Here is a 13,193-nt window from a genome sequence, read left to right as displayed (position 1 = left end):
TAATTGGAGAACCGGACTGCTTCCATGCCCGGTTGGAGGCCGGCGATTGTACTTAATCGTGACAGGGACGCACGAGCCAAATGTCAAAAAGCCATCAACTCGAGAGTATTTTCGACGAAAGACACTACTCCCAACAGGGTGAAAAATTTTGAAGCCATCAATCATTCGTTCACCGCAAATCCTGTGCCCGCCCAGATATCCCTGTGAGAGCGAGCCTGCTCGCGATAGCGGTGGGTCAGCTTGCATCAGTGTTGAATGTGTCGCCGCCATCGCGAGCAGGCTCGCTCCCACAATGGATCTTCAGTGAACACAAATCCTGTGCCCGGCCCAAATCCCCCTGTTGGAGCTTGCTCGCGATGGCGGTGGGTCAGTCTGTACGCGGGGCCCGGGCCGTTCAGCTACTCTCGAAGAACCACTTCAAGGAGGATCCAATCATGAACGTTTCAGCCAACCGGGCCTTGACCACCGCACTCGTGGTGATCGATGTACAGAACGACTTCATCCCCGGCGGCCAACTGGCTGTGCCAGGGGGTGATGAGATCGTGCCGTTGATCAACCGGCTCGGCCAATCCTTCAGGCACGTTGTTCTCGCGCAGGACTGGCACCCGGCCGGGCATGCTTCGTTTGCCTCTAGCCACCCGGGCAAGCAACCTTTCGGCACTGTCCAATTGCCCTACGGCGAGCAGACACTCTGGCCCGACCACTGCCTGCAGGGTAGCCACGGTGCCGCGTTGCACCCGGCGCTCAAGCTTGACCATGCCAAGCTGATCATCCGCAAAGGCTGCAACCCGGACATCGACAGCTACTCAGCCTTCATGGAAGCGGACCATCAGACCCCGACCGGTTTGACCGGATACCTCAAGGAGCGTGGCATCGACACCGTGTACCTGGTGGGGCTGGCCCTGGATTTTTGCGTGATGTTCTCGGCGCTGGATGCCCGGCTGGCCGGGTTCAACGCATTTGTGGTGCTGGATGCCTGCCGGGGCATTGATCGGGAGGGCTCGATGGCGGCGGCGATCCGGCGGATGCAGGAAGCGGGCGTGCAATTGATCGAGTCCAGCGCGATAGACGGTCGGCCCTTCGCTTGATGGCTCATACTAGGCATCTCCTTTCCGGACAGTGAGTCTCCATGCCCTTCCTCGCCCGTACCCACCCACGTCTTTCCAGCGCCACGGTCCTTGGCCTGGCGGTGGGTATCCTGGTGCCCGTGGATTCGGTCATCAGCAAAATCCTGATCGGCTGGAATGTCGGTGTCTGGACCTACCTGGTGCTGATGTTCTGGCTGACCGTGCGGGCCAAGGCGCCCGATGTGAAGCGCATCGCCGAAATCGAAGATGAAAATGCCGGGCTGGTGCTATTGATGGTTTGCGTCGCAGCGTTGGCCAGCCTGGCGACCATCACCTTCGAGCTGGCCGGCAGCCGCGACCTGCAAGCCGCCGGCAAGTTGTTGCATTACGGCTTCACGGCAATGACCGTGATCGGTTCATGGTTGCTGATCGGGGTGATCTTCAGCGTTCACTACGCGCGGTTGTATTACACCTGGGAGGGCAAGGAGCCGGCGCTGCGGTTTGCCGAAGGGCTGACCACGCCCAACTATTGGGATTTCCTGTATTTCTCGTTCACCATCGGGGTCGCGGTGCAGACCTCCGACGTGGGGGTCGCCACGCGGCAGTTGCGCAAGATCGTGCTGGCGCAATCGTTGATCGGGTTTGTGTTCAATACGGCGATCCTGGGGTTTTCGATCAATATTGCGGCGGGTTTGTTTGGGTGAAGAGCATTGGGGCCGCTTCGCGGCCCAGCGGGAGCAAGCTCCCTCGCCACAGGGTCAGCGTCGAGCAATAGAGAGTAGGCAACCTCAGGACGGTGTGGGCAGCCACAACCGGAAGCGCGCGCCGCCCAGTGGCGAGGCCTCGACGGTCAGTGTGCCGCCCTGGGCTTCCAGGGCCCGGCGGCTGATGGCCAGGCCGAGGCCGAAACCGCCCGTGGCGCGGTCGCGGCTGCGGTCCAAGCGGTAGAACGGTTCGAACACGCGCTCGCGTTCGCTGTCGGGAATACCGATGCCGTCGTCGTCGACCCAGATCTCGCAGCCTTGCTCACCCACCCGCACGCCGACCTGGATGCGCTTTTCGCAATAACGCATGGCATTGCGCAGCAGGTTCTGCAACGCCCGTGCGGTCAGGCGTGGGTCCAGCACGAAACGCTCCAGGGCCCCATGCAACAGCACGTCGATCACCACGTCCGGTGCCGCCAGGTCCTCGTCGATGCTGCCCAGGATGCTGTCGATGAACTCGTCCAGCGCCACTTCGACCCGTTCGGGCAAGCGTTGCGGGTTTTGCAAGCGGCTATAGGACAGCAGTTCCAACACCAACTCATCCAGCTCGCGAATGTGCGCCACCAGCCCTTGCAGACGCTCGCGACTGGGCGCCGGCAGGTCATCGGACAGCGCCAGGGCCAGGCCGAAGTCGAGCCGCGTCAGGGGCGTGCGCAGTTCGTGGGACACGGCATTGAGCAAATCCCGCTGTTGGTTGAGCAGGTTCTCGATGTCCCCCGCCATCGTGTCGAACACGTGGGCCAGGCTGCCGATGTTCGAACTGGAGGCGATGTGCGTACGCTCGCCCAGATGACCTTTACCGAAACGCTCGGCGGTGCGCCTGAGGCGTTCCAGATCGCGCCAGTGCGGCCGCAGCCAGAGCAACAGGCAGGCCAGCATCGTCGCGCCGATCAACACGTTGATGCTCCAGTACAACCAACTGACATCAGCTGGGTCCGGCGGCACCACCATCTTCACCGCTGTGCGCTCATCCAGTGGCGCCGCCGCCAGGGTTCGCCAGGCCCAGTCGCCGAGGCGCACCACATTCTCGCCGCGCTTGAGCCGCGCTTGCTCATCGACGCTGAAGCCGCCGTCATCGACAGCGGCCAGTTCGATGCGCAGCGGCGCGAACTCCTGGTCCATCTGCGCCGCCAGCGCCGGCCACTGCTCGCTGGGCACCGCGCGGAACTGCTTGACCATCAAGGTTTGCAGGCCACGGGAGTAATCGAGGTTGTAGGTCAGGAAACGCTCGTGGAACAGGCGGATCACCAGTTCCGGCATCAGGTAGATCGCCGCGCTGTAGGAAACGATGGTGACCAGGTAAAGGCGAATTAGCAGCTTCCACATCGGCTCAGCATTCCCACTCGGAACGACTGAACAGATAGCCCTTGCCCCACACGGTCTTGATCTTGCGGGCTTCGTCGGCGTTGTCGTCGAACTTGCGCCGCAACTTGGAAATCGCCACGTCCACCGAACGGTCGGTGCCGTTGAATTCGATGCCGCGCAGGCGCTGCAGGATCTGGTCGCGGCTCAGTACTTCGCCGGAATGCCGGGCCAGCACCACCAACAGATTGTATTCGCCACTGGACAATTCCACCGGCTGTCCGCGCCAGGTCACGGTGCGCTCGGACAGGTCGATGCACAGGTTGCCCATGAGGATGCGATCGTTCGCCGTCTGCGGCTCGGTGAGGCTGCTGCGGCGCAACAAGGTGCGCACCCGCGCCAGCAACACCCGGGGCTCGCAAGGCTTGGTGACGTAGTCGTCGGCCCCCATCTCCAGGCCCAGGACCTGGTCGTGGCTGTCGTCCCGGGCGGTGAGCATGAGGATCGGCAAGGTCGCCGAGTCGGCCCGCAGCAAGCGGCAGACCTGCAAGCCGTCCAGCCCTGGCAACATCAGGTCGAGGATCACCAGGTCCGGCGGATCGACCCGCGCCCGTTCACGCACATGATCGCCACGGCTGAGCACGCTGACCTGATAGCCGTTCCGTTCCAGGTAGCTGGCGATCAGTTCGGAGAGCGCGGTGTCGTCTTCGACCAGGAGGATGTTGGGCATGGGTGTTTCCAGAAAAGTGCTGTGGCGCCTGGCAGGGCCTCATCGCGAGCAAGCTCGCTCCCACAGTGGCTTTGTGTCGTACCGAACATCTCTGTGGGAGCGAAGCTTGCTCGCGATAAGGCCTGTCAGGCGCAGAGGATCTCAAAGCTGCCAAGGATATACGCCCTCATCCACCTACGAGCAAACCCCTTACACAATTTCACACACTGCCTACAAAGCTTTACCGGCCTAGGCTGAGATCGATAGCCCGCAGGGAACACCGCCCGCGCATGGGTATATCGGTTACGTGGATCAACGTTGCCCACTGTCCGGTTGTGAGTCTGGAATACTTGCCAGCACCTGGCCCGAGTTATAGGGGATTCGACAGTAGGCACCTAAATAATCCTGAATCGCCGCCGTACTGATCTCCCCCGTGTAGGGGTTCGCCCAAAGTGGCCACAGGGGATTGCCGTTCTCGAATGCGCCGGTCCAGTGTCTGTAGTTAAACCCGATGGGAACAACGTAATAAGTTCGAATGGCTTGCATGGTGCCGCCGTCCGGACGCGGGGGTTCGGCAAATGAGTTCGCTGCCCCTTGGGAGTTTGCCCAGGCGGGCGCTTCTCCCCCTGTAATGCTGGGGATCATGGCCAGATGCCAGGCGTTCGAGCGGATCACCGCATAGGACGCTGTTTGCCCGGAGACATCGACGACCGTGATCGTCGCCTGTCCGTTGGCCCACCCTTCAACCGTACCGTAGACATTCACGCGGGCGACATTGCCGTTTGACGTGTAGTAGGTGTACCCAGGATTTCCCGTTATGGGCGTGCGAGTCACTGTTGTGCCCGCCGGCATTGGAGTACCGTTTCGTGGCTGTCCGATGTATAGGAAAAATCCGTTGAGGTATACGGGGCTGGTATCGATCACCAGCGGCTTCGCGACATTGATGCCCCAACGTTCAGACTCTGGATAATTGCTGTACAGCGCCTTGGCGTGGAAGATGTGGGGCCCCTCGGCGAGCCCGCTCAACGGCAGGCTCCAGTGACCATTGCCATCGACATCGACGATGCCCTTCGAGTCGGCACCGTCGAAGATCTGTACTTGCATGCCCAAGGAAGCGCTGCCGCCCAGGGTGACGCTGGTGGCGAGGGTATAACCGCCGTTGCTGATGTCGACCTGGTTGGGATCCTTGACCCAGACGATCCTCGGCTGCTCGACGGCAACCACATTGATTCCCCAAGGCCCCGACACTGGATTATCACCGTAGAGCGCCTTGGCGGTGAAGATATGAGGATCCACACTCAAGCCACTGACCGTCAGGCTCCATTCATCGTCCTCGCTGACATTGGCGGTGCCCTTCAAGTTGGCGCCATCGTAAATTTCCACCCTCTGGCCCTTCGCGGCCTTGCCGCTCAGGGTGACGCTGGTCTCGACGGTGTACCCGCCGTTGGCGATTTGGACCTGGTGCGGATCCTTGACCGAGTCGATGGTTGGATCAACCAGTTGAGCCGAACCCACCCTCAGGTGCCGAACGATAGAGTTGCCCAACAAAGTAGTCCCACGGGTAACAGAGTAGCTGACATCCACGGTCCCGTTCAGGTTGCCACTCACGTAAGTGAACGGCACGGTAAAGGGCACCGGATGGCCCGCGGTGTTCGCAGTCAAGGTTCTTGGCTGGTCCGGGGCATTGCTCGACGAGCCGCGCCAGCGCAACACGACCACATCCTCGGGCAGGGTTTCGGTATAGGGCACGATGACGTTGGCCCCAATGGCCGGGTTCACGCCGTCCGGGTCCAGCACATCGTCTGGAGCTTCAACGACGGTCGGGATGGGCAGCGAAGGCACCGCGACGCCCACGGTCAGCTCCAGGACATCCGAATCGGGTTGACCGTTCACGCTGTAATAAACCTTGAGCGAACCACCATCCAGGCGCTTGACCTGCGCTTTTGGCAAGTTACCCAGTACAGGGGCGCCAACCGCCTCCCCGGCTACGATGACAGGCACATCGTGGTAAGTCGGATGACCGGCGGCAGTGAGGCCTTCGCACACGATGATGATCTGATCGCCGGGGTTGCGCCCGGCATAGTAAGGAACGGACAGGGTGTAAAAATTCAGGTCCGGGTCCAACGTATTGCCGATCGCCTCCACGACACTGGGCGGGCCATAGCGCCGGTTATCGCCGACCACGGTCACGGCCGAGCTCTTCGAGGGACGATCGGCTTCACCGCTTCTGATCCGCACATAGGCGACCGAAGCCCGGCCCCGGGCGATGGCGGCCACGTCGTCATAGGGGATGGTGAAGTCGTAGTAATAGGGGATGGTCTCGACCGTTTTTTCCAGAGGGCCGACGTCCACTGGAAAACCGTCGGCGGACGTGCCGCGCCAGGTCAGGCGCAAAATATCGCCAACGGCATGTTCGTAGCGGTTGGCGGTTACCCGCACAGTGACCGGCTCTGCGGCCAATTCCTCGAGGTCGATTTCCTCGGTGGGGAAACCGTTGACCAACACCAACGGCGGATCGAGCCGGTTGTTGTTCAAATCCACCAGGATCGGGGTCGTCGCCGACCAGCGCCAGTACCCGCCGGGATAGTTGCCGCATTCATCCACCACCTGATAGGCGACAGCAATACCATCGCTGTCGCCGGCCCGCTCGATGACTTCCTGGGGCACGGTGACCGTGATCTCTTGGTCCACCTCACCATCGGCCACCGTGTGATAGACATTCTCTGAACCCCAGGCCACGTTGATCCGGTCATTGCGACGCATGAACCGGTAAGGCTTGATGGTGACCGGTACACCGCCCGTGTCACCCGGCCCGACACCGTTGTCGACGATGTCCTGGGGAATCGAATAGCGCAGGCCCGAATGGCCCGGGGTGCCCTGCTCCTCATCGAAACCACCAGGCGGGTCGAGTTTGACCAGCAGCTTCCACTGCGGATCGGACTCTTCAGGGCGCGTCCCACCGACGCGCAGCACACTGTAGAACACCGGAAAAGCATCGCCCCGGACGATATGGCCCTCATCGATGCGGAACACCAGTTGCTGATTTTCTTGCGCCAGGTCGATCTCAGTGTTCCAGACGGGGGTGCTCGTGTCATTCCAGTAGAACTTGAAGGTGTCGCCCACTTCCATCTGTGTCCAGGGATCGACGACACAGAGCAAACCACCCTCCGCCAGCCGCGCCGGAATGCCGCCATCGTAGTTCTCGACAGGCTGGGTCCAGCCGGGAATCCATGGCGGATCAAGGCCTTCCAGCGGACGGTTTTCAGGCGAGTAGCGCGGTGGAAATCGCTTTTTCATGGGAACCTGAGCTCAGCGGTCGAGGGGCGTGCCAATACGACGGGTAGGCGCGAGGGAGAGGGAATTAACGCGTGCTGAAGGGAGGCCGTCTACTGTCAGAACTTACAGGTAGGGGCAGATTGCTGATGAATGGTCGGACAGCCCAAGCTTTTGTGGCGAGGGAGCTTGCTCCCGCTGGGTCGCGAAGCGGCCCCAAGCATTTTGTGCCAAACCAAAACTTGGGCCTGCTGCGCAGTCCAGCGGGAGCAAGCTCCCTCGCCACAAAGGCTGGGCGCGTTGGCCCAGTTCAATCAACGGGCCACGTGGCTCCTGGAACCTTATGGTTGGCGTATACGAATGTTATCCAGGTCGACCATGCCGCCTTGGCTATAGCCCGAACTAAACAACACGTAGGCGGGTAATTGACTGAAGGTGAAGTCTTTTGAATAGGGCGCCCAATCACTGGAAAGATTGAAATAAAGCACCGTCTCGCCCGCTGAGTAACTCGATGCAAAAACCAAAGGGTTGGCACCGGAGGGCGAACGGCCAACGAAGCTGATCTCATAGCGCACATCCGGCTGCAATGGCAGTTGCAGGCGGGCAACCCCGGTGGCCCCGCTTCCCCCCGGCCCCGCTCCCAGACGCCCAAAGTAGTTGCCGGCTTCCTGCACGACCTCAAACAGTTGTCCCTCGGACCAGCCATGCTTGTTTCCGCCGTCAAAAGAGGTGTAGTGATCCTGCAGCCGCTGTCCACGAACGGTGTACGATCGAGACGGGAACGTCACCGCCTCGGCTTCGACGATGCTCTGGTCAAAGGTGGCTTTAAACTCCACCGTCAGCGTGCTGCCGTCGCGCAATTCCCGTAGTTCGTTAATCAATGCGGTGTTGGTTGCAAAACCGGCTGAGACCCATTGATCGGAAACCCGGCTCCCATTGGCTTGCCCCCAGAGCGTGCGTTCATAGGCCGAACCATCGGTTTTCGTGCCCGCCAGGTGCAGCCACACGTACTGGCCCGCCGCGATGTGGGGCCAGCTGTCGATACGCACGGTGGCGTTGCCGGTCAGCGTGTTGATGTCCAGCTCCTGCCCCTCACCCTCATTGGCCGCTTGCAATATCCTCGGCTTGGCCACCAGCAGGTCATCCTGGGCAATGGGCTGCACCGCCAGGGTGAGCTCGGGCGAGGGAATGGGGTCCTCGTTGCCCCGGATGATCTCATAGGACACCTTCACCGATTTGCCCAGATTAAAGGCCACCACACGACCAGGGATCGGGATTTGCAACCCGGCGCTGACCAACGATTCACCCGAGGTGTATGAACCCCCGGCAGGGGTTCCCGGCGCACCGCTCCAGGTGACCTTCAGTTTGTCATCGGGAAGCAGGGCGATGTCGGCGGGCACCACGACGGTCAATGAGTCCGTGGCATTGATCGGGTTCAAGGTCGTGCCATTGGCCTCTTTCACCGAGGGGGCGAGCGGTACGACCTGCCCGTTGACGGTGTAGGTGCGCAGCGGGAAAGGAAAAGCCAGGTTTTCGTCGGTGCTCGAGGTGAACGCCACCTTGAACTCCACCGTGAGCGTACTGCCGTCGCGCAGTAGCTGCAGGTAACTGTACGGGATGTCGGTATACAGATAGCCGCGATCATATTCCGACTGCGTGACCCGCGACGGGGCGACCCACACTGGGTAGTCATGCTGCGAGCCGTCAGCCTGTTCCCCCTTCAGGCGCAACCATACGTACTGACCTATCGCCATGTGCGGCCAGCCGTCGATGTTCAGCCTGGCGCCGCCTGTTACCTGATTCAGGTCCAGCTCAGGTCCTTCGCCATTGTTGGCGGCTTTCAGAATCTTCGGCTTGGGCAGCACCAGGTCTTCTGGATCGAAACTGAAGACCTTTGCGTCCGTCGCGGCAAGATCCACCCGCACGATTGGCAGGTAGCGCCCGGTGTGCTGGAAGTAATCGCGCTGAAAAAATACCGCGTTGGGCCTGGCCGCTTCAGCCACGTAGAAAAAAGCTTCGAGGGGAAGCTGCTCTCCAATGTTCTGCGGCCAGTTGGCGATGATGAGTTCATTGTGTTGCCCCCTCTGCACCGAGTCATCCAGTAAAGCCCTGCCCTTGAGGCTGACGGCAAAGGGTATGGTTTCGCCCGTGAAGCTGCACGACGTAAATTTACTGGCCAGCCCGTTGAAGTGCGCCAGCCATTCGTGTTCGGTCGTAATGCCCTGTTCGGCGCAGGGTCTGCTGACTTGTGGTGCGCCGGAATGTTCGTTGCAACTGTTCGAGCGATAAAACGTGGCGCCGTCGAACGGATAGGCGCAGCGTACCGTGAGCGGATACGCGGTGGGGGCCGCCAGCTCTTTCATGATCAGCCCCTGGTTCTTGGCCCAGGCGAGCCTGGGCACATAGACGTCCGCCCGCATGTAGGAAAATGAAACGCCATCTCGGCTGATGGAACCGTCACTGGGATTCCATGCACGAAACGCCGATGAAGCATCGGTGGTTCGAATCAGCACGCCATTGCAGTTGTAGGCCGGGGTGTCACCGGGACAGGCCATGGCGGTATCGGCATACCGAGCATTGAGCCTCGACGCGACCTGATAACCGATGTAGAGCTGGTCCTGCTGATTGAAGCCAAACACCGCATCCGGCGCCTGGGTCAGGTCCATCCGCAGGATCGGCAACCAATCACCCGTGGTGTTGAAGTAGTCGCGCTGATCCTTTTGTGCGCCCAGCAAGGCGCCCGTTTGGGTCGCGTCATAGAACAAGCCATGCACAGGCATCTGCTTGGGGGCCTGGGCATCCCAGTTCCTGACCAGCAGCAGATTCGGCTTGGCCGACCACGTGTCATCGATCAGTTGATGGGCCTCCAGGCTGGCCTTGAACTGTGCCGGATCGCTGCTGCTCAGCGAGCATTGCCGCTCGGGCTGCTGATTCTGTTGCTGGAAATGCGCGAGCCAACCAGAAACATCGGCGATCCCTAGCGCGGCGCATGAGCTGACGTCTTGCGTGGCGACGGTTGCCGCTGACAAGCCACAACCATGGTCGGGGCGGTTGCCTGTAAGGGTCAGCTCGAAGGGATAGGCACACAACACGTCGAGGGTTTTGCCCTGGCCGATGGCGGTGAACGAGTCGGTGAAGATCACGCCGTTTGCCTGCGGCAGTTCACGGGTGTCGAGGTCAGCCCGCAGGTAGGCGAAGCCCTCGGCGCCTGACTGAGTGGACACAGCGCCGTGTTTCCAGAACTCGTCCACGCCTTGGCTTGCGCGCACCAGCACACCGCTGCAGAAATACGCCGGGTTGTCCCCCACGCATTGCGTCGCGGTGTTCTGATAATGCCTATTGAGCAACTGCGCGACTTCCGGGCCGGTGACGGCAAGCGCCGGTTCCCCCACGAACAGCAGGACAAGCACCAGGGTGCGGATTAACGACATGAGCTGGCTACTCCAGGGTTCCTGGGCCATACGATGGGGTCGCAGCGACTTCAGCCTGGGCGCGGCCGGATACCTTTTCATTCAGCCATCACCACCCTTCAGGGTTCGGGTTGGGTGTAATACCTTCGGTCAGCGTTCGCATCGATGTGCCTTGGACCGTTTGATCCTGCGCGTCGAAGGCAAATGGATGGACCTGAGGGGCGGCGAGGTTCAAGCGCACAATGGGCAGGAACAGCGCGGCCTGCTCCAGATAGTCGCGCTGGATGAACCTGGCATTGGCCAATCCCGTTGCGTTTCCCGACGTGTAGAAAAACGCTTCGATGGGCAGTTCCCGGGGAATGTCATCGGGCCAGACCGCAACGATGATTTCGTTCCAGGCGCCTATGTAAGACGAATGAGCGATGGACTGGCGCACGTCGATGCTGAGCTGAAATGCCTCGGGCGTCGTTTCAAACGCGCAGCTGGTGGGTGGGTTACTGGCATATCTTGTGCGCCAGGTGTCGACGGTTATCACACCCTGCGACCTGCAACTGGCGCGGCAACTGTCGGGAATCGCATTGGTCCCGGCATTGGCGGGATAAGCACAGCGCAGGGTCACCGGATGACCTGTCGGTGCAAAGGTTTCCTTGAGTGTGTAACCCTGCGTACCCGCTAAACGTACCGTACCGACATCGGCTCTGATGTAGGAAAATGAAATACCATTGCGCCCGATCGAATTCTGGCTTGGGTTCCAGGCATGAAAATTGGGCGATGCGTCCGCCGCCCGAATCAGGACCCCGTTGCACTTGAACGCCGGCTGTTCATCCCGGCAGGTTGCGGCGGTAGCGCTAAAACGCGCATTCATCGTCGCGGCAACCTGATGGCCGACGTACAACTGATCCTGAAGATTGAAACCGAACACCGCCTCCGGCGCCTGGCTCAAATCCATGCGCAGGATCGGCAACCAGTCTCCCGTGGCATTGAAGTAATCACGTTGGTCCTTCAATGCACCGAGCAAGGCGTCAGCCTGGGTGACGTCGTAGAACAGGCCGAGCATCGGTATCTGCTTCGGCGCGCTGGCGTCCCAGTTCCTGACCTGGACTTGCATAGGCTGAACCGACCAGGTGCTGTCGAGGCCTTCATGGGCCACCAGGCTCGCCTTGAACGGTTCAGGTTCAAGGGTGCTCAAGGAGCATTGGGCCGTCGGTTGCTGGTTTTGCTGGCGGAAGTGTTCGAGCCAGCCCTGGGCATCGCTAACGCCTTGGGCCGCACACGAGGAGGCGTCCGCCGTGGCATTGGCCATGCCCCAACCACAACCGAAGTCGGGACGATCGCCTTGCAAGGTGAATGAAAAAGGATAGGCACACAGCACGTCCAGCGTCTTACCCTGGCTGATGGCCGTGAACCCGTCGCTGAGCAGCACCCCATTGGGCTGCCCCAGGGAGCGAGTGCCCAGGTCGGCGCGCAGGTAGGTAAAGCTTTGCGCACCCAATTGCGACGACACCGGGTCGGGTTGCCAGAACGGCCCCGATGACGGACTGCCCCGCGCCAACACACCGCTGCAAGCATGGGCCGGTTTCTGCGCGGCGCATTCACCAGGGGTGAGCTGGAAATTACGGTTGAGCAGTTGCGCCACTTCCGGCCCCGTGGCCGCCTCGACTGGCACAGCCATCAGCATGGCAATCGATACCGACAGCGCATGCATCAGGCGACTCACACAGGTGTTCATGGCCGGGAAATGCCTACCGCCTGGTGGTGTGTGACGAGGTCCGAGCTGCTGGCGTTTTCGTTGACGTCGTTGCCATTGAGATCGTAGTGCCAGGCCGTTCCGGCCCCGACCAGGGTGCCGGTCCATACGGGGTAGTTCAACCAGCCCAGGTAGGTCCCAACACCCTCCTGTAACCCGGCGCTGTACAGCGTCCAGAATTGCTTGATCTGCGCCAGCGTCACGGGTTCGAGACCGGCCGCCGTACAGACGTTTTGCATGCCTTCCCAGTGAGCGTCAGGGCTCAGGAAATGCAGCTCCCGAATGCCCCTGACGGTCAGCGAAAAGCGTTGGGTCTGCGCCGGCGTGCCGCTGTCGGTGGCGCTGATGGTGCATTGGCCGTTGCGCCGGGCGGTGACCTCGCCGCTGCGCTCATCGACACTGGCGATTTGCGGGTCGCTGCTGCTGAACGTATAGGGAGCACTACCCCACTCTGCCGTGCGCGTCAGGCGTGCGAAATCGGGGACTTGCAGGGGTGGTTTTTCAACGGCGGCGATGTAGTTTTTGTCGCTCAGGTCAAGGGTAGCGTCGGCTTCGAAGCCGGCGCTCAAGGTCAATGTCAGTACCGCTGATTTCTCCGGCGTGCCGACGCCTTTGAACTGCACTTCATAGCGCACCAGCACGACATTGTCCCGGGCGTGATCGAGGAACGTTTGTGCCCTGACGGGAAACTCCACGTCCTTGTCGACATCATTGGCGCCGATGGGAACGAAGTCGATGAGCTGGTCATAAAAATGCAACGTGACGTTGTCACGGAACTCCATGGGGTCATAGGCCTTGATCCGGACAGTCGCGCCCCCGGGCGGAATATTTGCCGGGTCCAGCACGTCCCCTGGCGCTTCGTCCACGGAGGGTTCTTGCAAATCAAAAGTGTTTGACATGACGGTGTTCCCTGAAGGGATG

At 61.0% G+C, this 13,193-nt stretch carries 8 protein-coding genes; 2 read left to right on the top strand and 6 right to left on the bottom strand.

What is annotated here, in order from left to right:
* Positions 1–434: 434 nt before the first annotated feature.
* On the top strand, positions 435–1,088 hold the full coding sequence (gene pncA / locus PSH86_RS12800; RefSeq protein WP_109755173.1) for a bifunctional nicotinamidase/pyrazinamidase: 654 nt from the start codon (positions 435–437) through the stop codon (positions 1,086–1,088).
* A gap of 41 nt (positions 1,089–1,129) precedes the next feature.
* Complete coding sequence (locus tag PSH86_RS12795) at positions 1,130–1,771, top strand: DUF1345 domain-containing protein (RefSeq protein ID WP_116832106.1); 642 nt, start codon at positions 1,130–1,132, stop codon at positions 1,769–1,771.
* Between the two features lie 84 nt (positions 1,772–1,855).
* Here the strand turns inward: PSH86_RS12795 and PSH86_RS12790 are convergent, their stop codons facing one another.
* The 6 genes from PSH86_RS12790 to PSH86_RS12765 all read right to left on the bottom strand — a co-directional run bounded on the left by PSH86_RS12790 (position 1,856) and on the right by PSH86_RS12765 (position 13,171).
* Positions 1,856–3,157, bottom strand: a complete 1,302-nt coding sequence (locus PSH86_RS12790) for an ATP-binding protein (RefSeq protein ID WP_212802289.1) — start codon at positions 3,155–3,157, stop codon at positions 1,856–1,858.
* 4 nt (positions 3,158–3,161) lie between these two features.
* Entirely contained in the window at positions 3,162–3,863 is a 702-nt protein-coding gene (locus tag PSH86_RS12785; protein WP_122566285.1) for a response regulator transcription factor, read from the bottom strand.
* Positions 3,864–4,154: 291 nt separating this feature from the next.
* On the bottom strand, positions 4,155–7,139 hold the full coding sequence (locus PSH86_RS12780) for an Ig-like domain-containing protein (protein WP_305490127.1): 2,985 nt from the start codon (positions 7,137–7,139) through the stop codon (positions 4,155–4,157).
* 317 nt (positions 7,140–7,456) lie between these two features.
* On the bottom strand, positions 7,457–10,366 hold the full coding sequence (locus PSH86_RS12775; protein WP_305490125.1) for a hypothetical protein: 2,910 nt from the start codon (positions 10,364–10,366) through the stop codon (positions 7,457–7,459).
* A gap of 268 nt (positions 10,367–10,634) precedes the next feature.
* On the bottom strand, positions 10,635–12,254 hold the full coding sequence (locus PSH86_RS12770; RefSeq protein ID WP_163854112.1) for a hypothetical protein: 1,620 nt from the start codon (positions 12,252–12,254) through the stop codon (positions 10,635–10,637).
* Positions 12,251–13,171, bottom strand: coding sequence for an Ig-like domain-containing protein (locus PSH86_RS12765; RefSeq protein ID WP_176688098.1), 921 nt, complete (start codon positions 13,169–13,171; stop codon positions 12,251–12,253). The genes PSH86_RS12770 and PSH86_RS12765 overlap by 4 nt, the downstream gene beginning before the upstream one ends.
* Positions 13,172–13,193: the final 22 nt, after the last annotated feature.

Origin of the sequence: Pseudomonas sp. FP2300 (assembly GCF_030687595.1) — a bacterium.
In the GTDB taxonomy this organism is placed as follows: domain Bacteria; phylum Pseudomonadota; class Gammaproteobacteria; order Pseudomonadales; family Pseudomonadaceae; genus Aquipseudomonas; species Aquipseudomonas bijieensis.
The sequence above is the reverse complement of the archived record's forward strand: the minus strand, read 5'-3'. Positions and strand labels throughout refer to the sequence as shown.